The sequence below is a fragment of the Actinacidiphila paucisporea genome (assembly GCF_900142575.1).
GTDB lineage: Bacteria > Actinomycetota > Actinomycetes > Streptomycetales > Streptomycetaceae > Actinacidiphila > Actinacidiphila paucisporea.
In genome coordinates this window covers 248303-270792 of the sequence record NZ_FRBI01000009.1, presented here as the reverse complement: position 1 = coordinate 270792, position 22490 = coordinate 248303, and the positions used below count along the sequence as shown (strand labels likewise).

At 69.1% G+C, this 22490-nt stretch carries 20 protein-coding genes and 11 pseudogenes; 12 read left to right on the top strand and 19 right to left on the bottom strand.

Going from position 1 to position 22490, the window contains the following annotated elements:
• Positions 1-342, top strand: a pseudogene (locus tag BUE44_RS16595) (transposase); the annotation flags it as partial.
• Between the two features lie 6 nt (positions 343-348).
• Here BUE44_RS16595 and BUE44_RS16590 read toward each other — a convergent pair.
• From BUE44_RS16590 to BUE44_RS38550, 3 genes and pseudogenes are all read right to left on the bottom strand, one after another.
• Positions 349-1728, bottom strand: coding sequence for an IS1380 family transposase (locus tag BUE44_RS16590; protein ID WP_073498909.1), 1380 nt, complete (start codon positions 1726-1728; stop codon positions 349-351).
• An 858-nt stretch (positions 1729-2586) separates the two neighbouring features.
• On the bottom strand, positions 2587-3291 hold the full coding sequence (locus tag BUE44_RS16585; RefSeq protein ID WP_073498907.1) for a cytidylate kinase family protein: 705 nt from the start codon (positions 3289-3291) through the stop codon (positions 2587-2589).
• Positions 3292-3330: 39 nt separating this feature from the next.
• Positions 3331-3516 (bottom strand): annotated as a pseudogene (locus BUE44_RS38550) (IS256 family transposase); the annotation flags it as partial.
• Here BUE44_RS38550 and BUE44_RS38545 point away from each other — a divergent pair.
• A pseudogene (locus BUE44_RS38545) lies at positions 3514-3711 on the top strand (integrase); the annotation flags it as partial. The pseudogenes BUE44_RS38550 and BUE44_RS38545 overlap by 3 nt on opposite strands.
• Positions 3712-3850: 139 nt before the next feature.
• Here BUE44_RS38545 and BUE44_RS16570 read toward each other — a convergent pair.
• The 3 genes from BUE44_RS16570 to BUE44_RS16560 form a co-directional block, all read right to left on the bottom strand.
• On the bottom strand, positions 3851-4987 hold the full coding sequence (locus BUE44_RS16570; protein ID WP_235002193.1) for an AAA family ATPase: 1137 nt from the start codon (positions 4985-4987) through the stop codon (positions 3851-3853).
• Between the two features lie 309 nt (positions 4988-5296).
• On the bottom strand, positions 5297-5728 hold the full coding sequence (locus BUE44_RS16565; protein WP_073498902.1) for a TIGR03668 family PPOX class F420-dependent oxidoreductase: 432 nt from the start codon (positions 5726-5728) through the stop codon (positions 5297-5299).
• Positions 5728-6552 carry an LLM class F420-dependent oxidoreductase gene (locus BUE44_RS16560; protein ID WP_073498900.1) on the bottom strand — a complete coding sequence of 275 codons (825 nt, stop codon included), beginning with the start codon at positions 6550-6552 and terminating at the stop codon, positions 5728-5730. The genes BUE44_RS16565 and BUE44_RS16560 overlap by 1 nt, the downstream gene beginning before the upstream one ends.
• Positions 6553-6689: 137 nt before the next feature.
• Here BUE44_RS16560 and BUE44_RS39570 point away from each other — a divergent pair.
• The 4 genes and pseudogenes from BUE44_RS39570 to BUE44_RS16540 all read left to right on the top strand — a co-directional run.
• Positions 6690-6896, top strand: a pseudogene (locus BUE44_RS39570) (transposase); the annotation flags it as partial.
• 455 nt (positions 6897-7351) lie between these two features.
• A pseudogene (locus tag BUE44_RS16550) lies at positions 7352-7582 on the top strand (transposase); the annotation flags it as partial.
• A pseudogene (locus BUE44_RS16545) lies at positions 7582-7956 on the top strand (IS701 family transposase); the annotation flags it as partial. The pseudogenes BUE44_RS16550 and BUE44_RS16545, both read left to right, overlap by 1 nt.
• Complete coding sequence (locus tag BUE44_RS16540) at positions 7881-8309, top strand: transposase (protein WP_235002192.1); 429 nt, start codon at positions 7881-7883, stop codon at positions 8307-8309. The pseudogene BUE44_RS16545 and the gene BUE44_RS16540, both read left to right, overlap by 76 nt.
• A gap of 125 nt (positions 8310-8434) precedes the next feature.
• Here the strand turns inward: BUE44_RS16540 and BUE44_RS16530 are convergent.
• Positions 8435-8884: pseudogene (locus BUE44_RS16530) on the bottom strand (dihydrofolate reductase family protein); the annotation flags it as partial.
• Between the two features lie 531 nt (positions 8885-9415).
• Complete coding sequence (locus BUE44_RS37060) at positions 9416-9703, bottom strand: hypothetical protein (RefSeq protein WP_073498898.1); 288 nt, start codon at positions 9701-9703, stop codon at positions 9416-9418.
• A 271-nt stretch (positions 9704-9974) separates the two neighbouring features.
• On the opposite strand from BUE44_RS37060, the gene BUE44_RS38535 reads away from it, so the two are divergent.
• Positions 9975-10307, top strand: coding sequence for a hypothetical protein (locus tag BUE44_RS38535; RefSeq protein WP_235002208.1), 333 nt, complete (start codon positions 9975-9977; stop codon positions 10305-10307).
• Positions 10308-10354: 47 nt separating this feature from the next.
• On the opposite strand, the pseudogene BUE44_RS36485 reads toward BUE44_RS38535, so the two are convergent.
• The 4 genes and pseudogenes from BUE44_RS36485 to BUE44_RS16505 form a co-directional block, all read right to left on the bottom strand.
• Positions 10355-10804: pseudogene (locus BUE44_RS36485) on the bottom strand (hypothetical protein); the annotation flags it as partial.
• 227 nt (positions 10805-11031) lie between these two features.
• Positions 11032-11955, bottom strand: coding sequence for an NADP-dependent oxidoreductase (locus BUE44_RS16515; protein ID WP_107415745.1), 924 nt, complete (start codon positions 11953-11955; stop codon positions 11032-11034).
• 107 nt (positions 11956-12062) lie between these two features.
• Positions 12063-12458: a MerR family transcriptional regulator gene (locus BUE44_RS16510; protein WP_073498894.1), complete on the bottom strand. Its 396-nt coding sequence runs from the start codon at positions 12456-12458 to the stop codon at positions 12063-12065.
• A gap of 258 nt (positions 12459-12716) precedes the next feature.
• Complete coding sequence (locus tag BUE44_RS16505; protein ID WP_073498892.1) at positions 12717-13049, bottom strand: MerR family transcriptional regulator; 333 nt, start codon at positions 13047-13049, stop codon at positions 12717-12719.
• Between the two features lie 707 nt (positions 13050-13756).
• Here BUE44_RS16505 and BUE44_RS37885 point away from each other — a divergent pair.
• Positions 13757-14212: a hypothetical protein gene (locus tag BUE44_RS37885; protein ID WP_200804433.1), complete on the top strand. Its 456-nt coding sequence runs from the start codon at positions 13757-13759 to the stop codon at positions 14210-14212.
• Positions 14213-14328: 116 nt separating this feature from the next.
• On the opposite strand, the pseudogene BUE44_RS16495 reads toward BUE44_RS37885, so the two are convergent.
• Positions 14329-14798 (bottom strand): annotated as a pseudogene (locus tag BUE44_RS16495) (GNAT family N-acetyltransferase).
• 198 nt (positions 14799-14996) lie between these two features.
• Here BUE44_RS16495 and BUE44_RS38530 point away from each other — a divergent pair.
• Positions 14997-15137: pseudogene (locus BUE44_RS38530) on the top strand (GNAT family N-acetyltransferase); the annotation flags it as partial.
• On the opposite strand, the gene BUE44_RS16485 reads toward BUE44_RS38530, so the two are convergent.
• From BUE44_RS16485 to BUE44_RS16460, 5 genes and pseudogenes are all read right to left on the bottom strand, one after another.
• Positions 15114-15905, bottom strand: coding sequence for an amino acid ABC transporter ATP-binding protein (locus tag BUE44_RS16485; protein ID WP_073498888.1), 792 nt, complete (start codon positions 15903-15905; stop codon positions 15114-15116). The pseudogene BUE44_RS38530 and the gene BUE44_RS16485 sit on opposite strands and share 24 nt — an antisense overlap.
• The gene (locus BUE44_RS16480) at positions 15902-16780 is read right to left on the bottom strand and encodes an amino acid ABC transporter permease (protein WP_073498886.1); all 879 of its coding nucleotides are present in this window, start codon (positions 16778-16780) and stop codon (positions 15902-15904) included. Before BUE44_RS16480 ends, BUE44_RS16485 begins: the two co-directional genes overlap by 4 nt.
• Complete coding sequence (locus tag BUE44_RS16475) at positions 16777-17697, bottom strand: ABC transporter substrate-binding protein (RefSeq protein ID WP_073498884.1); 921 nt, start codon at positions 17695-17697, stop codon at positions 16777-16779. Before BUE44_RS16475 ends, BUE44_RS16480 begins: the two co-directional genes overlap by 4 nt.
• Before the next feature lie 383 nt (positions 17698-18080).
• Positions 18081-18152: pseudogene (locus tag BUE44_RS38525) on the bottom strand (flavin reductase family protein); the annotation flags it as partial.
• Positions 18153-18835: 683 nt separating this feature from the next.
• Complete coding sequence (locus BUE44_RS16460) at positions 18836-19420, bottom strand: DinB family protein (RefSeq protein WP_073498879.1); 585 nt, start codon at positions 19418-19420, stop codon at positions 18836-18838.
• 320 nt (positions 19421-19740) lie between these two features.
• Between BUE44_RS16460 and BUE44_RS16455 the strand changes: the two genes are divergently transcribed.
• The 3 genes from BUE44_RS16455 to BUE44_RS16445 all read left to right on the top strand — a co-directional run bounded on the left by BUE44_RS16455 (position 19741) and on the right by BUE44_RS16445 (position 21350).
• Positions 19741-19998 carry a P-loop NTPase family protein gene (locus tag BUE44_RS16455; protein ID WP_143172517.1) on the top strand — a complete coding sequence of 86 codons (258 nt, stop codon included), beginning with the start codon at positions 19741-19743 and terminating at the stop codon, positions 19996-19998.
• Positions 19999-20059: 61 nt separating this feature from the next.
• Positions 20060-20785 (top strand): GTPase domain-containing protein, encoded by a 726-nt coding sequence (locus BUE44_RS16450; protein WP_073498875.1) that lies wholly within the window; start codon positions 20060-20062, stop codon positions 20783-20785.
• A gap of 19 nt (positions 20786-20804) precedes the next feature.
• Positions 20805-21350, top strand: coding sequence for a hypothetical protein (locus BUE44_RS16445; protein WP_073498873.1), 546 nt, complete (start codon positions 20805-20807; stop codon positions 21348-21350).
• Positions 21351-21586: 236 nt separating this feature from the next.
• On the opposite strand, the gene BUE44_RS16440 is transcribed toward BUE44_RS16445, so the two are convergent.
• Positions 21587-22303, bottom strand: coding sequence for a LuxR C-terminal-related transcriptional regulator (locus BUE44_RS16440; RefSeq protein ID WP_073498871.1), 717 nt, complete (start codon positions 22301-22303; stop codon positions 21587-21589).
• Between the last annotated feature and the right edge of the window lie 187 nt (positions 22304-22490).

The window sequence follows — 22490 nt, the reverse complement described above, 5'->3', positions numbered from 1 at the left end:
GGTGTGCGGGCCAAGACGGTGCTGACGGAGGTCGGCCCGGTGGAGATCGAGGTGCCCCGCGACCGGGAGGGCAGCTTCGAGCCGCAGATCGTCAAGAAGCGTCAGCGCCGGCTGACCGGTGTCGACGAGATGGTGCTGTCCCTGTCTGCCCGGGGCCTGACCCACGGAGACATTTCCGCGCACCTGGCCGAGGTCTACGGCGCCAGCGTGTCCAAGTCGACGATCTCGACGATCACCGACAAGGTCATGGACGGCATGGCCGAATGGCAGAACCGGCCCCTCGACAGGGGCCGGATTCCACTGGTCCGGGATGTTGCTATGGCTCGTAGGGGCGGTCGGATTCGCTGGTCAGCCGGGGTTCGGTAGGGATGCGAGTCGCTGGATCGCGCGGGTGATCACATCGGTCCAGGGCCATCGGGCGGTGAAGCGGAGTCTGCGGCGGCGGCCGGTGGTGACGAGTCGTGCGGCGGCGGAGAACAGGCGGAGCCGGAGCCGTTTGGGTTCCCATCGGCGGGTTTCGCCGGTGAGGGCGAGCATCGGCATCCAGGCGAGGAGGTCGAGTGCGAGGGAGACGACCTCGAGCCAGATCTGGTTCTGTGCGGTGTCGTGGAGGGGGAGGTTGCGCAGGCCGGTGTGGCGGGCGTTGCGGATGCGGTCCTCGCAGCGGGCCCGGCGGCGGTGGCGTAGTTCGAGGTCGGCGAGCTGGCCGCCTTTGGTGTTGGTGGCGAAGCAGGTGAGCCGCAGTCCGTCGAGGTCGGTGAAGCGTAGTTGGGCGCCGGGGTGCGGTCGTTCCTTGCGGACGATGAGCCGCATGCCCTTGGGCCACGTGCTCAGATCGGACATGTCGATGATCTCCGCGACCCAGGCGCCGGGCCGTTCGGTGCCGCTGGAGTCGTAGGCCGGTGTCCACGCCTTCTTCGGGATCTTCAGGACGGCCTGGTGGATGGTGTCGGTAATGGTCATTCCGACGGAGTACGACAGCCACCGGCCCGGTCGGGTGGGCCAGTCGAGGAAGGCGTGGGTGCCGCCGGCGGAATCGGTGCGGATCAGCGTCTGCCGTCCCCGCCGCAGGGGTTTGGGGAGTTGGGCCAGGGTGAGTTGGGTAGTGGCGATGTGGTCGGCGGCGGTGTTGGAGCCGGCCTTGCCGGGCCGCAGGACCGTGGCCACCGGCTCTCCGGAGCCGGTCGGGCCGTGGTCGACGAACGCGACGAGCGGATGATGGCCGAAGGTCTTCTTCCAGGTCGCGGTGGCGTCCTGCTTTTCGGAGTGCGCAAGAACGAGCACACCATCGATGTCCACGATCACCGAGCCGTCGGCGGCGGGAGCGTTCGGCCCGGCCAATTCCCAGACCCGCGAACGTACTTCGGCCCGCGCCGACCGGATCGCTGTGAGCGACTTCGGTCCGGCTGCGGCAAGGGCGTCAATGAGCCGGGAGACCGTCGGGTCGGATGCCACCGGGCCGAACACGTCGGGCTCGGCCCGCAGCATGGCGACATCGGCGAGGCAGTCCCCGCCCAGAGCCGTCGCGAGCGCGACATCCAGCAGGACCTTGCCCGGATCATGCACCGTCCGCGGTTTGCGCCACGGCGCCAACGCCGTCGATATCGCGGTGTCCAGGCCCAACTTGCGGACCGTCTCGACCAGCAGCACCGCCCCGGCCTGCGAGACCGCCCCGCTGTCACCGCCCTCGACGCGGACACGCGGGTACAACCCGATACGCTTACTCACCTGGAGAGTGCTTCTTCCCTGCGGCTGACTGGACCCTAGACAAGTCCCATCGTTGCAGGTCAGGAGCACTCTCTGCCTATTTGATCAAGGCATGGACGAGCCCGCTCGTGAAAGCCCGAGGCTAGACAGACCCGCCTGGACATCTCGGTCTATGTCGGCAATTGGGGCGAAGGTAAGGCATCACAATATTTGTAGTCAACGGGAGGAAATTATGGCAGCGCAGGAGATCATCGCCCGAGGTGCTTCAGGGCCAGGCCTTCCAATATGGGCGCTATATCTCGGCATCGCGGTCGTAGTTGCGCTGGCCATCTCAGGGATGATTCGCCGCCGCAAGTAGCTGCGAGAACATCGCGACGCTCGCGGTCTTCCCCTGCGCCCCTAAGCGCGCGGGAAGACCCTTAACAACCAGGCGCTACCGAAATTGAATTCGTGGTGTCGTAGGGCTGTCGGGCGTCCGGCGCGTGCTGTATCACCGACTGTCCGTGCACTAGTGAGCGGCCGGCGACGGCGGCCCCGCCGCTGGCCTCCCAGCGCCATCAGGTAAACGCCCGCGCCACGACCCAGACCGTTCTCGGGCCCTACCGCTTCCAGGGCACCTACCTCGACCCCACCGGCCTGTACAAAATGGGCGCCCGCTACTACGACCCCAACGGCCTTTTGGCCGGAGGTCGGCTCACTGGTGCTTGGCACAGCGATAGGGGCAGCGGCCACGCACGCCGCAGCCCCCGCGACCTGGTGGGAGGCCGCCGGGTCACCTCCGCTCGCGCGGAGAGCACTCGCCCTTTTTGACCGTGTACACCGGCGGGGGCGGGTCACCTCCGCTCGAGCGGAGGTGACCCGTAACGGGGCGAGCAATTGTCAAATCCTGTGTATCGATGAGCGTGGTCGGACTTCCCAGGTCGGCCGTTGGAGCTGATCGTTGTACACGATGATGTCGGCGTGGTCGGTTGGGCGGGCTGCGGTGAAGTAGAGCTGTTGTGAGGGGATATAGCGGTTCCGCCAAGATCGTTCGATTTCGGCGGCGTCGGCGGTGGATCCGACCAGCGCTGCGCCTCGGTCCCGGGCGCGATCTACCGTCTGCTCGAATGGGACGGACACGAAAATGCGCAAGTCCCACCGGTCGATGAGTTCTGGGCGCAGGAGGAAGACGCCGTCGAAGAGCAGTACGGCGTCTGCGGGGGCTGTCGTGGTCGGCGGGGACGATGGGGTGTCGGTGTCGGCGTCGTAGACCGCGTGTTGGAACCTTCGGTCTCCGCCGGGGCCCAGCGGGTCGAGCAGGGCCTGGCACAGCGCGGCGTGGTCATGTGCGTCGAAGTAGCAGCCTTCGGCCGAGTACTGGCCACGTCGGTAACGCTGCGCACGCGGGACGAGGAAGTCGTCGATGGTCGCGCGGATGACGTCGCGGTCCTGCGCGCGCAGGACGATGGCAAGCTCATCGGCCAGCGTGGTCTTGCCGGAGGCGGGCGGCCCGTCGATGGCGACCCGTAGCGGGTGCGCGGTCGTGACGGACCTGATCGCCTCGGCCAGCCGACTGATGAGCTCACCGCGGGTGCCTCGGTCCATTGCTGCCTCTCTCGCGGTGTCCCTGTTTAGCAGCGCACGTTACGCTGCGGTCGCCGGCTCTCGCTCGACGAGGGCGCCGTTCTCGAAGCGGGCGCCGGCTCGAACGAGGGCGACGAGATGCGGTGCGGTGACCGCTCGCCAGCGGGCCGCCGACGCAGCGAGCTTGAAGACCATCGCCTGGGCCGCGGCCGGGCTGCCGGCGCCGCGGGTGACCTTGGTCCGCAGACCCATCTCCTCTACACGCTCAGAGAGTTCGAGATCTTCTGCAACGAGCATCGGCCCCACCGGGCTCTCGGCCAAGCCGCACCACTCCGACCACTCCCCCACCCAGCCAACGAACCAGCCCAGATCAGACGTCTCGAGGTCCGTCGACGAGACCGACTCGGAGGAACCCTCCACGAGTACCACCATGCCGCCTGACCAGGCCGGATGATTAATCGGCACCCACAACGCCCTTCGCGTGCCAACCCGAGGCCGATCCACAGGTCTTGAGGATGCTCACGCGAGCTGCCGGTCAGGTCACACCCTCAGAGGTCGCCGGCGGTCGAGGACGCTGTCCTCAGCCCCGCTGCCCCCGCCGCCGGGCGCTCTCGATCGTGGTGCCCGGCGTGGAGGGGCGCGGTACCAGGCTGCCCTCGCGCAGCAGCGCGCCGGCCGTGCCCAGTCCCGCGCGCAGCGTGAAGGCGGCCGGCTCGTCGAGTTCGCCTACGGTGGTCACGCCCTCCACGCTGCTCACGGCCCGCACCTGGGCCACCGGTAGTTCCTCGTCGTCGAGCATTTCCGGGCTGTGGCTGGTCACCAGCACCTGGCGGCGGTCGGAAGCGTCCCGCAGCGCCTGGCGCAGCACGGCCACGGCTGCCGGGTGGAGCGCGGACTCCGGCTCCTCGACGGCCACCACGCCCTGCCCGCCGGCCGCCGGCGCGAAGAGCGCGAGCAGCACACCGAGGGCGCGCAGCGTGCCGTCGGAGACCGAGCCCGCGGCGAACCGCGAGGGGCGGTGCGCGCCCGCCGCGGCCTGGCCGAACTCCAGGGTCTCGGCGCCACCCGTCACGCGGCGGCGCACGGAGGTAAGCCCGGGCACGATCTGCCGCAGGTAGCTCTCCAGGCGGCGGTGCTCCTCGGCGCCGGCGGCACGGCCAAGGCGGTATAGCACAGCTGCCGCGTTCGAGCCGTCATGAAGCAGGGCGCGGCCGTCCTGGGCGGGCCGGACCACGCGCATGGCCCGCGGGTCGGGGTCGAACGCGCACATCCCGGCCAGGCCGGCGTGCGCCGCGCGGAACGCGGCGTGCCGTCCGAGCTGCGCCAGCAGGAGGCCCTGCGGGTCGGCGGCTGGCAGCCTGCGCTCGGTGGAAAGGGCGAGCGCGCCGTCCTCCACCCGGTAGGAGGCCCGCCGCCCGCCGGACTCCACGGCGCAGTGCTCGCGGGCGACGCGGAAGCCGCCCCCGCGCGCCACGGCGACCTGCACCTCGTAGGCGCCGGCGAGGTCGGGACCCTCGAACTCGAGCCGCACGGAGAAGCGATCTCGCCGCCCCGGCGCCCGGCGCCGCACCTGCGCGGCACCGCCGCGCTCGCGCAGTGCGTCGTGCAGTGAGGACCCCACGCCCTGGGACAGCAGGCGCAGTGCGTCCAGGAAGTTGCTCTTGCCCGCTCCGTTGGGCCCGACCAGGAACACCAGGTCGCCCAGGGACACGTCCACCTCTGCGAGACTACGGAACTGCCTGAGCACGACTCGGGTGACGCGGAAATGACTGGGCTGCATGCGTCCTACTGTCGCAGTTCCTGCCACCGCACCGCGCCACCGGGGCCGCCCTCTGACCACCGCCTAGCGTCAGCGTCCGGGCCGCCGCGCTACCCGCGTCGGCTCAGGCACCCAGCCCCAGCCCCAGCCCCAGCCCCAGCCCCAGCCCCAGCCCCAGCCCCAGCCGGATCGTTGCCGAGGCCCCGGGTCGGCGGCCACCGTGCCCCTACCGACACCGCTTTCCACCGAACGTCGCAGGTCACAGCACTAGCTGGCCCGCCACCCCGTCCAGCCGGTCACGAGAACCTCGACGACCTCGTCGGCCGGGGGCCGGTCGGCGTACTGCCGGACGTACTTTCCGGTGAGCAGCGCGACGTACCCCGCCGCGTCCTCGGACTGGCCGGCGGGCGGCAGGACGCGGGCCCGGCCATCCGCACGCACCCACCACAGCCGGTCCCAGTCCTCGTGGTAGCCGTCGGCGAGCAGGCAGACCGCGGGATTGGCGTGGATGTTGGCCAGCCGCTTGAGGTGGGTCGACCGCTTCGGCTTGTGGTCGACGGCCATGACCACGGTGTTGCCGGCCACCGCGAAGACCACCGGCACCAGGTGCGGGCGGCCCGCGGCGTCGGCGGTGGCCAGTCGGGCGACCCGGGACGCCGCGAACCGCTCCCGGGCCTCGTCCCCGCTGAGCCCGGGCATCAGCGGAAGCGGGCCGCGACCTCGGCGAACCGGTCGAGCGTGTCCAGCACGGTCGCCTCAGGGTCGGACGGCAGGTAGAACAGTACGCGTTCCACGTCGAGCCGGGTGTATGCCTCGATCGTCTCGGGGTCCTCCGGCACCGCGTAGACCGTCACCGGGACCTGGCGGCCGGCCACGGCCCGCATCTCCTCGATCTGCGGCCCGAGTGCCTCGGGCGGGAGGCTGTTGGCGAGCCAGGCGTCGCCGAGTTCGGCGACCCGGGAGAAAGCGCCGGGGCCGCCGCCGACGAAGATCGGCGGGTGCGGCTTGCGCACCGGCTTCGGCCACGCGTAGACCGGGTCGAAGTTGACGAACTCGCCGTGGAACTCGGCCTTCTCCTTGGTCCACAGCTCAACGATGGCACGCAGCCGCTCGTTGACGAGCTTGCCGCGGGTGGCGGCGTCGGTGCCGTGGTTGGCCATCTCCTCGCGGTTCCAGCCGACTCCCACGCCGAAGACCGCACGGCCCCCGGAGATCAGGTCCAGCGAGGCGACCTCCTTGGCGGTGTGGATCGGGTCGCGCTGCGAGACCAGGGCGACGCCGGTGGCAACCAGGAGCCGTTCGGTGACAGTGGCGATGGCCGCCAGCGCGACGAAGGGGTCGAGTGTGCGGTAGTACATGTCGGGCAATTCACCGCCGCCGGGGTAGGGCGAGCGGCGGTCGACCGGGATGTGGCTGTGCTCGGCGATGAACAGCGAGTCGAACCCGCGCTCTTCGAGGGCTCGGCCGAGCGGCGCCGGCCTGATGCTCTGGTCGGTGATGAAGGTGGAGATCCCGAATTTCATGCGGCTCCTTCGTCGCTGGTTCCCGCCGGGCTCCGGAGCCCCCGGTGCGGTCACGCCGCCCCGGTGCGGCCGGGGCGTGCCCGCGGTCCATTGTCCGCGCGGGCGCGGGAGGACGGAGGTGCGGCACGCCGGGCCGCTGCCGGCGCGCCGGTCGCCGGGGGGCCCGACGCGGCATCGAATCCTCAACCCACCCCGGCCGCCACCGCTGGGTGGTGGAGCGGTCGATGGCCTGGTTCGCCGTCTGCCGGCGCCTCCACCGTCGCTACGAACGCAAAGCCGACCACTTCCTGGCCTTCTCAAGCATCGCCTGCACACTTGTCTGCTACCGCCGCCTTACCAAATGAGATGACTTCTTTGAACTCCTGGCGGTTCGCGGGCGCGGGCGCAGATCGTCGCTGGTTCGAGCGGCGAACTCGCCCCTAGGGTCGGCCAAAGCCGCCATCGCCGCGCGGGTTGGGGCACGACCACATCCAGGAATCGGCAAACCCGTGCGCTTCCGACCGAACCTGCCTAATGGTGCGGAAAGAGAACTATGGCGATGCCGAGCAACGAGCGGGCGTGCTCCCGGATGATGTCGGAGACGGTATGACGATGTGTGCGCGACGCGCGGAACGGCTCGTGGGAATTCTCGCCCTCGGCGGTCTGATCGTCTCGTGCGGGCATCCGGGAATCGGCAGTCGTCCTGGCCGGGAAAACGCCGACAGGGACCCGATCACTTATGTCCAGGGCAAGGACAACACAGGCGACCTAAAACATCGTCGCGCGTTGGAATGCCCTGCATCCGGACCAGAAGCAGTCCCAGACCGTGCTGGAGCAGATCCGGGTGCCTCGCCTCGGCCCAGGCAGGCCGCGCACCAAGCCGGACAAGGTTCGCGCGGACAAGGCGTACGCCTCTCGCGCAGACCGCGCCTACTTGCGCGGACGTGGCATCAGCTGCACCATCCCTGAGAAGCGCGACCAAGTCCTCAACCGCAAGAAGCTCGGCTCGCGCGGCGGTCGCCCGTCGAAGTTCGACAAGGCTGACTACCAGTGCTGATCGTGGACGACACCGGGTTCTTGAAGAAGGGTGTCCGGTCGGCGGGGGTGCAGCGGCAGTACTCCGGCACCGCGGGCCGCACCGAGAACTGCCAGGTCGGAGTCTTCCTCGCCGATGCTGCTCCGCTCGGACGCACGCTGATCGACCGCCGGTTGTATCTGCCGACCTCGTGGACCGACGACCGGCGGCGGTGTCGGGATGCGGGCATCGGCGATGAGGTCGGCTTCGCCACGAAGGTCGCCATCGCCAAGGAGACGGTCCGCCGCGCGATCGCCGGCAACATCCCGTTCCGATGGGTGACCGCGGACGCCGGCTACGGCTACAGCAAGGGCTGGCGTTTCGAACTCGAGCAGACGGACGTCTTCCACGGTGCTGGAGCCGTTGTTGCAGAAGGTCGCGAGGGCGGGGCGGCCGGCCTCGGCGGCGGTTGATCGACGGCATACGGTTCCGGGTCCGTACCGGTGTTCCGTGGTGGGATGTGCCTGTCGGGTACGGGCCGTGGGGCCGGGTCTACGACCTGTTCCGCCGGTGGCAGCGGGAGGGCGTTTGGCACCGGGTCCTCGCCCGGCTGCAGTCCCTGGCCGACGCGAAGGGTGCGATCGTGTGGGACCTGAGCGTCGACTCCACGGTGTGCCGTGCCCATCAGCGTGCGGCCGGGGCTCGTCGGCAGGGTGACCCTGCAGAAGGAACCGCCGGGCGGCGTGTTCACCGAGCCTCTTGACCATGGGCTGGACCGCTCACGTGGCGGGTTCACCACCACATTGCACCTGGCAGTCGGGCAGGAGCAGAAGCCCACGGTGATTACGGCAGGGCAGCGCGGCGACTCGCCGCAGTTCGAGCCCGTACTCAGACATGCAGGATAGGCCGGTAGATGAGCTCTTGGGTGCGGCCATCGAGCGTCCGGCTCTCAATCAGCTCGAGATCGAAGTCGGCCGCACCCTGGAAGATAGGGTCTACTCCTGTCTGGCCGTTGATCACGGGGAAGAGAGTCACCTGGACGCGGTCGACCAGACCGGCGGCCATCAGCGCCCGGTTCAGCGACAGGCTGCCGTGCGAGAGCAACGGCACCTCGGATTCCTCCATGAGCCGGGCGACGATGTCGACGGGGTCGCCGCTCACGACGGTCGCGTCCGGCCAGTCGAGGGGTGCTTTCAGCGTGGTCGACACCACCGTTGCCGCCATGTTTCCCATCCGGGTGACCCAGGGGTCACTCAGCTCGGACTCCTCGATGCCCGACGCCAACATCTGCGTGTGCGCCCGATACGTGTTGGCCCCGAAGACCATCCGCTGCTCCTGGTTGTGTGTAGGTAGCGGTCACGATGGTCTCCTCGAGTCCGGTTGATCGGGTTGAAGAGACAGACCGGAAACGACGGCCAAACTCATCGCTGCTCGACTTACCGCAGCCAGAAGGCGGCGTGGTCAAGTGGTCGGCGACACGGCGGGGGAGAGAAGAGCGTGGTACGCCGATCCACAGGTCTTGACTATTCCTCCCCTCCGCGCAGGCGGAGTGGTCGGACTGGGTGACTCGCCCGCGTTCGCCGCATACAGGGAACGCCCACCCGCTGTAATGCTCGGGGTCAAGGAGCAGTACAGCTCGGCCTGGGATGGGTTCGGTGCTGATCCGATCGAGTACCCGGGAGCGCAATGCCGCGCACATCGACGCAGGCGAAGCCCTGTTCGCGGGGATCATCGACCGCTTCCGTCCCGCAGCCTGACACGACACGGCCCCCTCCCCAGGTCTAGCGGGGAGGGCTGCACGTGCGTGAGGGTAGCCCTCGGCGTCCCGCGACCATCAGGCACGGTGCTCTCGCCCGCTCTGGCTGGGTGTCAGCGCTGCCTGAGCGGGCGCCAAGTCGCCCGCTGCCCATCTCCCGGGTAGTAGACCTCGCGCGTGTCGTCTTCCGGATGCTCGCGGCCCACGATGGCGTCAAGCTCGTATCGCACGGACTCCAGGATCCTCAGGGCCTCTATCAGCAAGTGCTCCGGTACGGCTTCCGGTCCCGCTTGCGGGTAGGCGGCGGCGAGTTGGGCGCTCCGCTTCTGCAGCTCTTCTCGGACGCCGGCCAGGGCTGTGGCGAGGTCTTGGTGCTCCTCCAACGTCAGCCTCGGCTCCATGGGCTTCTCCTTTGGGTGGCGTTACGGGCGGGTGCCGGGCTAATGATGCAGTACCCGTTCGGCAGCCTCCGCCCTGCGCGATGCGGTACCCACCCGCAGCGTGCAATCGGGGGCCGCCTCGGGGAGGACGCGTCATGCCCGCCATCTGGAGTGGAACCCCCACTTTCGGCTTGGTCGTGATTCCGGTCCAGGTGGAGCCGGCCGTCCACTCCCACAGGGTGGGCTCCGGCAGATCCACCTGGATGGCCACGGGCGGGTGCGGAACCGGTGGGTGTCCGAGGTGGAGTTGGACGACCACCCGCATCCGCTGGGCATGGACGAGGTCGGCCGGGCGTATGAGACGCCGAACGGGACGCTGGTGCCGATCAGCGACCGGGAGCTGGACGACCAAGATGGACAGGGATGGAGGGAAACGCGCGGAGCTGTGGCTTGGGCCGGTGCGGGTCAGGGCTTGGACCGCCTCGAACAGCGCTGGGCATGGCGCCCGGCCCTGCTGCTAGCTGCGGCGTTCTCGGTGGTCTTCTCGGCCGGCGGGCGATCGTCCTCGCTGACCGGTGGCAGGGCTGCGGGCAGGCAGCCGCGGTGGGCAGAGGCGATGTCCTGAACTCGGCGGGACAGGCCCTGCCAGAGGTGAAAGCGGCCGCTGACCTGCACGACTTCCGGGGTACCGGCTGTGACGCCCTGCCGGTAGGCGAGGGAGCCGTCACGGCAGGCGACCTCGACGCCCGGGTGTTCACGGAGCCAGCGGCCGAGCTGTTCCGCGTCACGTCCTTCCCAGAGGGTGATTGGGAGCCGGGTGGAGGCGTCGACGAGGAGGGTGCCGTAGGTGCCGCCGTGAAGATTCGAAGCATCCGGTATCCGCCGCGGCCAGCCAACACCACGCCGATGTCCTCCACCAGGCGCTGCAGTCGTGGTGTCCGCCGCTGGTAGCGCACATTCAGACCCGGTACTTGCTCGGCGAAGGTCGCCTTCGGGCAGGTCGTGTTCTCGCAGTACAGGCGGCGTACGGACAGGTCGATGCGCAGAGGGCGGCCTGCGAGAGTGACGTCGACCAGGCGCCGTGCGTAACGGCTGTGGCACCACTCGCTGAGCCGGCCACATTCCGTGGAGCCCGCTGGCTCACCGGATCTCGTGCGGGCGCGGACCGCCACCACCGCCCGACCGTGGCACCGCGATGATCTCCGCCTACGAAAATCTTGCCAGCGCCCTGAACGTGGTCAACCCCGTACAGGTGAACGCGCTCAGCTGATGATGCGCTGACCACAAGGCTCTCGTCAGTCCGCAATGGACCGTCGCCGGTGCCGGGCGGCCGGGCGGCCGGGCACTTCTCATGCCACCTTGACGACAACCTTGCCCGCGGCGTGGCCGTTCTCGACGGTGGCGAGGGCGGACGGAGCGTCGGAGAGCGGATGGACCGCGGTGATCACGGGCCCGAGGACTCCGTCAAGGGCCAGCCGGGCCGACCGCTCCAGGTTCTCCCGGTCAAGGCGACGCTCGACGAAACGCCCACCGAGATCAGGCACCGACATATCACCCACAGCGATGACCTGGCGGGGATCCCTGGCCAGCGGAGCGACCGTCCGCAGCGAGGTGCCTCCGACCAGGTCGACGATCCCGTCGAAGCCGTCCGGAACCAGTTCGCGTGCCGCGGCGACGACGTCCTCGGCGGTGTAGTCGATGAACCGCACCCCGATGGCCTCGGCGTGCTCGCGTTTGGCGGTACTCCCGGCGCCGATCACACGCAGCTCCCGCCCGATGGCCAGCCGGGCGACGGCGAGGCCGACCCCGCCCCCGACCCCGTTGACCAGGACCGTGGCACCGGCCGGGAGACCGAGTTGGTCGAGCACGTCCACCGCGGTCGTCCCGGCCACCGGCAGAGTTGCCGCCACGGTCGCGGACAGCCCCTGCGGGATGCGCGCGGTGTTCGGCGCGGACAGCACCGTCGTCTCGGCGTAGGTGCCGGCGCCGGTGAATGCGAAGCCGAAGACCGCGTCACCCACCTCGAGCCCATCGACGTCCTCGCCCAGGGCGAGAACGGTTCCTGCTGCCTCCATACCCAGCACGCGGGGAAACGGACGCCCGCCGTCGAGCCCGTCGACCAGACCCGAGCGCAGCATGTGGTCGAGGGGATTGACCCCGGCGATGTCGACCCGGATCAGCACCTCGCCGCGACCGGGGACGGGATCGGGACGATCGAAGAACTCCTGCACCTCAGGGCCGCCATACCTGCCGAAACCCCATGCCTGCCCCATCTTCCGCCGCCTCTCGTATGACCGACCCGGGTGATTCCGGGTGTTGTCACCATCCTCACCTCTGACATTGATGTAAGAGGCAACCGGATGAGATGCAGGTCACAGCATCAGGCCGACTGCGCCACCGGTTCCGCGTCCGTGGACAGCTCCGCCCGGTACCGGCTGTTGGCCCGGATCAGCACGTCAAGTGCATCCCGGGTCTCGATCAGGTGCGCGATGTCAGCGTCGATCCGGTCGCGCTCGCGCATCATCGCCGTGAACGTCTCCTCGGCGACGCCCAGGTCACCCGGGACGTCCACACACGGCAGCACAGTCGCGATCACCCGGCTGGACATACCCGCGTCGAACAGCTGTCGGATAAGCGACACGCGCTGGACCGCCGCAGCGGAATAGTGACGCTGCCCGGTATCGGAGCGTGAACTAGTCAGCAGGCCTTGCTCTTCGTAGTACCGCAATGAGCGCGGACTCGCGCCCGTGCGCTTGGACAGCTCGCCGATCCGCATTCCTGAAAGCCTACGCTCGCGTGCTCCAGGTTCAGACCGCCGGCGAGCCATGGGCACCCACGGACACCGCCACGGCCGCAGGCCCGCGCCAGGGTCCACCGCTGCTCCACGACCTCACCCAACACCGCGAAGGAACTCCACCCCGGCAACGGCCCAGCCCGCCGGCGAAGACCAGCGGCTGGGCGCCTTCGACGATCATGCGCACATAACAGGAGAAACGGCGCATAGCCCAGCACGTGGCCGGAACGGGGAAGCCGGTCAGGCGTCGGCGCGGTCGCGGGGCGCGCTGCCGCGCAGTTGCCCGTTGATGCGCTGGGCCTCTTCGAGCTGGTCTTCGAGGATGACGATGCGGCAGGCGGCTTCGACGGGGGTGCCCTGGTCGACGAGTTCGCGGGCGCGGGCGGCGATGCGCAGCTGGTAGCGGGAGTAGCGCCGGTGGCCGCCCTCGGAGCGCAGCGGGGTGATCAGGCGGACTTCGCCGATGGCGCGCAGGAAGGCCTGGGTGGTGCCGAGTATCTCGGCGGCCCGGCCCATGGTGTAGGCGGGGTAGTCGTCGTCATCGAGCCGGTTGAACGAGTCGTCCGCTGTCATCGCGCCTCTCTGTGGGACACGCATGGAGGGGCCCCGGCGCGATGTGCGCCGGGGCCCCGAAGGAACTGCTACACCATCTGCCGGCCCTGATATCGCGCCGGCCTCGTGTTTCCGCTGACCCGACCGCAATGCTGCCGGGGGCGCGGGGATCGCGGTTGCTCGACCGGAGACCACCTCACTCACGATGTCCTGCGGTACCCGGGCTCAGGATGTCTGCCCGGGCGATCCCGATGATGCTTGGGCTCCTCCGTCCTTCCCTCTACTGACCGATGTTGCTACTGCTGTGGTTCTGCGAACTGCTCGTGCTACTGGTGATGCGAACTGCTGGTGGCCGTGATAGCGCCACTCCTTCGGCAGCCAGCCCCGTTGCCCGTCGTGCGTCTGCTCTGGCTTCGAAACTCCACCGCCGCACCGTCCTGCGTGTACTGCTGCCTGGCAGTTCGTCTCTGCCGGGCCCTTCTCGATCTCGCCTACGAGAGAAACCATAACCACACCACAACCCAATGTCTACTCCGGCCACGACAGATTTCTGCGTGTCCGGCGGCCCACCGCCAGCTTGCGCCCGTGCGAGTGCAGCGGAAGCTCGGTATCCGTCGCGGTTGAACTGCTGTACCGGCACCTACGCGCCCTGCCCGACCTGCCACGGCGCCCGGTACAACGCCGAAACGCTGGAGATCACCTAGGGTCCCCGACCCCCGGGGACGGCCGTGCCCCGGTTGATCGTGATCGAGGAACGCGGCCGGCTGGCCGTCGAGGTGGCCGCGGTCACGCTCGGGGAGATCCTCGCGGAGTGGAAGACCTACCTGGGCACCCGCAGCTTCACGCTGCTGCACCAGATCCTGGAGCAGCTCCGCGAGATCACCGACCCCTCCATGCGGTGGATCCCGGGCGCCCCGAGCCGCCCGCATCCGATTCCCGTTCGTCCCGGGAGCGCCGGGACCGGCAGACGCGCTCGCCGACCGGCGCTGCGTAGCTGCGTGCTGCGCCGGATCGACGCCGAGGGCATGCACGAGCGGATCATCGACGCGGCCGTCGAGTGGTACGCCGTACTGACGGATGTGTTCCATCTGAACCTGGGCGGTGTCGACGCCTCCGCACGGGCCCGCTGTGGCACCGGGTCCGCACCGGACACCAGGAGTGGGAGGCTTCGAGACAGCGTGTAACCACGCTCTGACGGCAGGCGCGGGACGAGCCGGACGAACTCGCCGGCACAGCTGAGAATCAGACATCTGGGCTGGGAACCAACAGCTCGCACAGCCTTTGCGGGACCGCTTGGGCTTCAGCCCTGTGAATTCGGTTTCCAGTCCTGTACGAGGAGCCCGAGGACTACCTCGTCCAGGAACTTGCCCAGCAACCACGCCGAGGAGCGCAGTACGCCCTCGCGGACAAAGCCTTTGTGTTCGGCGGAGCGCAGCATGGCGTAGTTGTCCGCCAGTGTCTCGATCTGCAGCCGCTGCAGGCCGCGGACCACGAAACCGTAGTAGCAGAGCGTCGCCACAACGTCTGTGCCGTAGCCCTTACCGCGTGCCGCCGACAGCAGACCGAGGCCGATATGGGCGGACCGGTGGTGGTTGTCGATGCCCCACAACGTTGCGGTGGCGGCCAGGGAGCCCTTCGAATGAGATCGGCCGCCACGGCCCGGCCTCGGCCCGCGCGGAGTTGACCTCGTCGTTGTAAAGCTCGGTCCGCAGGGTGGGGGATGTCGTCCTCGTGCCGAGCCCTCAGCCCGATCTTGCTGCCCTTTAGCATGCAGGCTTCTTGTCCGACTTGACTCGCCTACGGCAAAACGAATACATGGCCAGGCCGAGTTGACGCGGTGGCGGCAGCACACACCTAACGAACGCGCACAACCCCTCCTCGCGCTTGGCCAGTCCCTCCCCGGACCCGGCACCTCATCCCAGTGACGGTCCAGCCGCCAGGAGATCACCTGCCACAGCGGGTACAGCCGGCGCCGGCCTCGGCAAGGTCGTCATCGCGGAGGCGGAGCGCTTCGCCCGCGACGAATGGGGCGCCGCCGGGATGCACATGACGGTGATCTCGGTCCGCGAGGACCTGACGGGGCCGCTACAGCCGCCCCGCCGCGGTGATCCGCCGCAGGAAGTCCTGGGTGCGCGACTCGCGCGGCGCACCGAAGACCTCGGCCGCGGTGCCGCGTTCCAGCACCACCCCGCCGTCGAGGAAGCACACCTGGTCTGCCACCTCGCGTGCGAAGGCCATCTCGTGGGTGGCGATCACCATCGTCATGCCCTGCTCCTTCAGGTCACGGACCACGGCCAGGACCTCGCCGACCAGTTCGGGGTCGAGCGCGGCCGTGACCTCGTCGAGGAGCAGCAGCCGTGGCCTAGTGGCGACCGCCCGCAGGATCGCCACCCGCTGCTGCTGTCCGCCGCTGAGCCGGTCCGGGTACTCCCCGGCGCGGTCGGCCAGGCCCAGCCTGCCCAGCAGCTCGCGCGCACGCTCTTCCGCCTCGGCCCGCGGCACCTTGTGCACCCGGCGCGGTGAAAGGGTGATGTTGTCCAGCACGGTCATGTGCGGGAAGAGGTTGTATGACTGGAAGACCACGCCGATCCTGCGGCGTACCGCGTCCTGGTCGGCGCGCGGGTCGGTGATCTCCGCGCCGTCCAGCAGGATGGCGCCGTCATCGACCTCCTCCAGGAGGTTCACGCAGCGAAGCAGCGTCGACTTGCCGGAGCCCGAGGCGCCGATGAGCGCGGTCACGGTGTGGGCGGGCACGTCCAGGGTGATGTTCCGCAGCACCAGGGAGCCGCCGTAGGTCTTGCGCACCGACTCCAGGCACAGCACCGGCGGGTCCGCCGGCGCGGGCACGGCGTCCTTCGCCGGCGGGTCGGCGGTCATACGGTGCCGCCCTGCGACTGGCGCCGGTTCATCCGGGCGGTCACCCAGTCGGTAAGGCGCGTCATGGGGATGGTGAGCGCCACGAAGATCACTCCAGCGATGACGTAGGGCGTGTAGTTGAAGGACCGGGATGCGACGATCTGGGCCGCCGCGACCGCGTCCACCGCACCACCGATGGAGACAAGACCGGTGTCCTTCTGCAGCGACACCAGGTCGTTGAGCAGCGGCGGCACGACCCGGCGCACGGCCTGCGGCAGCACCACGTACCGCATGGTCTGGGCGCTGGTCAGGCCCAGCGAGCGGGCCGCGGCGCGCTGGCTGGGGTGCACGGTCTCGATGCCGGCTCTGAACACCTCGGCCACATAGGCGGTGTAGGTCAGGCACAGCGCGAAGCCGCCCAGCACGACCGGGTCGTTGGGGACCCCGTTCAGCCGCAGCGCGGGCACTCCGAAGACGACGGCGAGCAGGCAGATGATCAGCGGCAGCCCGCGGAAGAAGTCCACGTATGCCGTGGCAAGGGCGCGCAGCGGGAAGAAGACCGGGCCGCGCAGCGTACGGACCACGGCCACCAGCAGCCCGGCGACCAGCACGATCGCGCCGCACACCACCATCAACTGGACGTTCAGCCACAGCCCATGGAGCACGTCTGGCAGTGACTTCCTGGCGTAGTGCCAGTTGAAGAAGGTCTCCCGGGTGCGCGACCAGCCCGGTGAACTGACCACCAGCGCGACCAGCACGGCCGCTGTCGCGAGCGTGCTGCCGGTCGCCAGCAGGCCGGCCCGGCGGGTCCTGGCGCGCCGGAAGCGCTCCCGTTCGATCCGCCGGGCGGACGGCTGGTAGAGGTCCGGCGGGGCCGGGTCGTCCCGGACCGTCATGACAGCAGCGGTGCGTCGACCGCGTCGGAGAGCCACTGCTTCTCCAGGGCGGCGAGCGTGCCGTCGGTGCGCAGCGCGGTGACGGCCTTCGACACGCACGCGGTCAGCCGGCCGCCCTTGTCGAGCACCAGCCCGAACTGCTCGGGCGTGCCGCCGGTGGCGGCGAACTGCCCCACCACCTTGGCGTCCTGAACCTCGGCGCCGGTGATGTAGAAGGCGGTGGGCAGGTCCACCACGATCCCGTCCACCTGGCCGTTCTTCAGCGCGGCGACGGCCAGGTCGTTGCGCTGGAAGGCGGCGGGCTTCTTCGACGGCTTCACCACGTCGGTGATGGTGTCCAGACTCGTGGTGCCGATCTGCGCGCCCAGCTTGGCGTCCTTGAGGTCGGCGATCGAGTGCGCGTCGGCGATCTTCGACCCCTTGCGGGCGATCACCGCCTGCCGTACGTCGTAGTAGCCGGGCGAGAAGTCGACGGTCTTCTTGCGGTCGGCGTTGATCGAGACCTGGTTGATGTCGAAGTCGAAGCTCTTCGCGCCGGGCGCGAAGGCTGAGTTGAACGGCACGGTCTTCCAGGTCACCTGGTCCGCGGTGTAACCGAGCTGCTTGGCGACGGCGTAGGCGACCGCCGACTCGTAACCCTTGCCGTTGGAGGGTTTGTTGTCGGAGAACCAGGGGTCGTACGCCGGGTTGTCGGTGCCGATGGTGAGGGTGCCGGCGGAGTGGGTGGGCAGCGCGCCCGACGGGCAGGCGTCGGCTGCGGTGGTGGACGCCGAGCTTCCGCCGCCGGGCGACGACGGCGTGTCGGACGCCGTGGAGTCGTCCTGCGGGGAGCAGCCGGCGAGCGCGAGGACGAGTGCGAGTGGGGCGACGGCCGCGAGGGCGGCGCGGTTCCGGGACAGTCGGATCACGGGACGCATGGCGGGACCTTGGCATCCCGCGCGGCGCCTGTCCACGCGATTCGGGTCGTTGTCCGGATGGCGGACGTTTGTGTCCGCGGCATTGCGCGTACGGTCGCCATCGCCGAGGCCAGCTAAGGAGGGCGTGTGCGTCTCCGGGACCTCCACGACATGCACCGGGTGTCCGACAAGGGGGAGGCCGTGTCAGCACCGCTCATGCTCCGTAGCCTCGCGCATTATGCTCCTCGTTCCAGGCCGGGAGTTCACTCTGCCACGGTGCTGGCGGTGCGGGATGACGAGCCGCGTTCTGAAACGGCCAGCGGAACCACCCGACACCGAAGCAGCGCTCTTGTCCGCCGCTCGCACCCCAAGCTAACGTCGCGCTACCGATACCACTTTCCACCGAACGTCGCAGGGGCGAGGTTGTCGGTCCCCGCCGCCGAGGTCGTGGACACCCACGCGATCGGCCGCGGCACGACCGGCGCGGTGGGAGCGGTGCATCCCGACGGCGGATCGCGGCACCGCCGAACCCTGCGCTCGGCGGAAAGTACACGGGCGCCGAACAGCACGAGACCTACCCGCGTCACCCTCAACCTGCTCGACCAGCTGTCCGCCTACGTTCCCACGCGGCCGGGGGCGTACGTGCGGATCTCCTCGGACTGGCCCACGCCTGCCCCGACTGCATCGGCCGTCTTTGACCGGATGGGCGAGTGCGAGGCTGCGGACTGGTCCCGGCTCGCCATATCCGCCGTCATGCCGAGGACGGGCCCAAGGAGCGGATGAGGTGGCGTCAGCTCGACTCCCAGGCCGGGCGAGCGCGGTTCGGGCGGCGGCCTCCCTCCCGCCGGCGCGCCCCGGGGCCCGTGGCCGGCGTTCCGGCCGGACGTCACGTAGGCCGGGATGGAGAGCTCACGTCACACGCTGGCGTCCCCACGGCTGCCCTTGCGGAACCCGGCCTCCGCAAGGGCCTGGCCCTTCGCCCGGTGGGCACCTGGGTGCAGAGCAGTCCCGCCACCTTGCGGTCGAGCCGCGAACGACGGTAGTAACGGGGCGAGCAGCCTCCAGAGCTCATCAGGGACCAGATGCTTCGACAGATCAGCACTCACGACCGGCATCATGCCGCTCGAACATCAAGCATCAAGTCACGGGGGACAGCCTTCTATGCCTCGACTGATGCGGCCGATCTGGCGGCCTGCTCGATCTTCGCGCAGTAGGAGGTGCGGGCGTCCTCATCGATCTGCATCTCGTGTTCGGGGCGCATCCCGGTTCGGCCGTCCACGCCTTCGCGCAGGATGTCGGCGTGCCCGGCATGCCGGTTGGTCTCGCCGAGGACGTGGACCAGGATGGCGAACAGGTTCGTGTTGGCATAAGGCTCCGGCCACCACGGCACATGGCCCGGGGCGTCGAGGGCAAGCTCGTCGATCGTCGCGTCTGAGTGTTCCCACGTCCGCCGGTAGGACTCGATGATCTGATCGCGCGCCTCGTCCTCAGCCGCCCACAGATCGCTGCCGTCGTGGTCCTGCCACCGGGGCAGCCGTTCTGGGGACGGCCGGTCGAAGACCTCGCCCAAGTACCTGGCCTCGACGCTGGCCACGTGTTTGACCAGGCCGAGGAGGTTGGTCCCGGTCACTGTCAAAGGTCGGCGAGCATCGTATTCGGACAGGCCGTCGAGCTTCCAGAGCAGCGCCTTGCGGTCCCGCCGCAGTCGCCCGTGCAGGGTGGCCTTCGCGAATTCATCGATCATGCGGCATGAGCCTGCCATGGGTTACTCGTGGCCTCAAGATCCCGTTCGTGGACCGCAAGGACCGGCAGTGCTGAGGGCCCGGCCATGGCCACCGCCCCGAGCTACTGAAGAAGCTCACGGAACTCGCCACGTGAGGAAGCCTCTTAGGCCTGTGGATTGGCTTCGGGTCGAGGCGTAGCTTCCGAATAATCCTGTGATGGTTACCGAGAAGGCCCGCGTCGGCACGACCATGACGATCGCCGGCGGCGGCTATCCAGGAACGTCGATCGCGGCTGAGCAACTGTCCTGCGGCCCCTGAGATCGGACTACAGAAGGTGGACGTGGCCACCGTCAGGCTGCGAACCCGGGCCCTGTCCACGCTGCTCAATGTCAGCCTGTTGGGCCGTCAGTCATCTGGCAAGAGCTTCCTGATCAGCGGCCTCCAAGGCGGTCTGGAGTACCTCCAGGTGAGTGACGGCGACGGCGGGTACGCCGATAAGTACCTCGGTATCCTGCCCTCCTCGCCCACGCCCACCACGGCGTGCCCGTCCACCGTCGTGCCCGTCCACCGTCGTGCCCGTCGCGGTGGACGCGACTGAAGGCGCCTCTGGTCGTGGCCTGCTACGGGTTCGGTTCGCCGATTCGGCCGACCGGGGGTGGGTGGAGATCGGTACCGATCTCCCCCCAGGTGTCATCGCCGCCTACGGTGCGTCGGACGGCGACGTGACCAACCGCAAGCGCGAACACATCAATCTCCGTGTTGCCGAGATCGAACTGGTGGTCTCCCAGACCCTTCTTCCCGTCAAGTTCTTCGACCTTCCGGGAGCTGAGGCGCCGGACGCGACGCACGAGGAGATCATGCGGAAGGCGTGGGCCCAAGCGGACTGTTTCGTCTACGTCAGCCAGGGGACCGCCACCCTCACGTCCAACGAGCTGGCCCTGATCAAGGACCTGTACAACCACCACCTGCAGACCCGCAAGCGCGTCCTGTGGGTTCTGACCGGAATCGACCGCGCCCATCAACTCGGCAACGACAACCGGCCGGCCTGGCGAGCGACCCTGGCTTCGAACAATGCCTACCTGCGGGAGCGTTTCGGAAGCGCTCCGGGAACTCCGGACACCTTCGTCGGCCAAGGATTCGTGGCCGTGTCGCCCGCCTGGGAGGCGCAGGCCGCCTTTGCCGAGAACGAGGGAAACATCACGGCCGCTGCCAGAAGCCGTGACGCGAGCCGGATGAACGTGCTCCGCGACCAACTGACCGACCTCATCGACAGCGGTGCCGGACAGCGGCACCTGGCCAAGATCGCCGAGGAGACGCGATACCTGCTGCGCCGCAGGCACCGGCCAATCGCCGACATGGTCGCCACGCACCAGTTTGGGTGCTGAGGGTGAAGGTGCTCAGCTCGTGCCGCCCGAGGCGCTCGACTTCAACGAGTTGCTCTCCACCACGCCCGAGCGGAGGACGCACGACGTCTACGGCCTGGTCCAGGCCGCAGCCGCTACGGTTGGTGCGGCCGGGCCGATCATCGGCGGGGTTGCTTGGGTGATGGGCAGCCTCTCTCTTGCCGCCGTCGCCCTGCCGGTCGGCATCGCCGTTCTCGGAAGCGCCGCCGTCGTTGCGGGCGGCAAGGCCCTGAGGGGCCGCAAGACGAATATCGAGCGCAACCGAGTGGAGCGCAAAGAGAAGATCAAGCAACAAGCTACCGCCGCGGAAACCGACTTCGCCGCGATCACCCATCAGCAGGGACACCTGCTGATCGACGCGATCGACACGCACATCGATCATTACAGAACCCGTCTCCAGGCCGCCTTGGAGCAGGTGACCCACCGGGTCGACTCCCCGGACATGGTGTACAGCCGCGAGGTGGTCACTCGCCTGGACCCAGTGAGTCGGAAGGCTGACGCGCTCATCAACAACCTCGAAGACTTCGAGGAGCAGACGCGCAGGTGAAGCGAAGGAGCAACGCGGCACACCGGTCGGGCACGTCCCATCTGCTGTCGAGCAGACTGACCGCCCCGTCGTCCTGTGGGTTCGGGAAGTCGTCGTCTAAACGGAGTAAGACGACCTGTTCCTCCAGTTAGATGCCGGCGAAGCTCCCCCTGCGGCGCGGACACCCTGGTCACCGTGGGACGCCGTCCTCGCCGCGCGGATCGTGTGGGCCTGGGACGCCACGCGGGGCCCGGGTCTCACCGGGCCGCCAGCGACGACGAGACGTGCAGCGCCAGCTCCGTGCGGTTGCGCAGGCCCAACTTCCCCAGCAGGTTCGACACGTGGTACTTCGTCGTGCGGACGGTGATGCACAGGCTCTCCGCGATGGCCGCGTTCGACAGGCCTCGCGAAACCAGCCGGAGCACCTCCGCCTCACGCGGCGTGAGCCCCTCCCCATCCCCCACGGTCTCGTCGCACGCCGGTGTCGGCAGACCGGCGACGTAGTCGAACAGCCGGCCCGCCAGGCCGGGCGAGATGTGCGGTTCACCGGCGGCGATCGAGCGGATCGCCCGGGGGATGTCCTGGGGCGGCGCGTCGTGGCCGGTAATCCCCCGGATCCCGGCCCGCGCCGCCGCGGTCACCCACCCGGGCTCGTCCTCGGCCACTATCAGCAGCACGCTGGCCGGTCGTACGCCGCCCGACGTGAGCAGGGCGTCGAGATCCCCGCGGTGCGGTGTCGCCTTCCCGGCGTCCAGGACGACCACATCCGCGTGCCGACAACGCAGTTGGCGTGCGGCCTGGCCGATGCTGTCGGCGCGGCCGATCACCTCCAGGTCCGGCTGCGCGGCCACCGCGGTGTCGAGCCGCACGCCGAGGGACCAGGCGGCGACGAGGAAGACCGACACGCGGCTGCGCCGGCGCGAGTAGCAGCAGCTGAAGCGGCAGCCGGACGAGCCGGCATGGGGTGAACGCACAGCAGAACACCGCCCTCGTGGTCGTGTTCGACGGTTCGGGTGTCCGGGACGGTCGTGAACCGGGTCGGCGTGGTCCTGACGTGGGCTTCCTGCCGACACCCAGCAGCATGTGCCGGCGCCGCCCGTGCGCGCATCCGTAGTTTTGCGCAGACGAATACGCAATCCGGGTGCTCCGCGCGGTACTTGA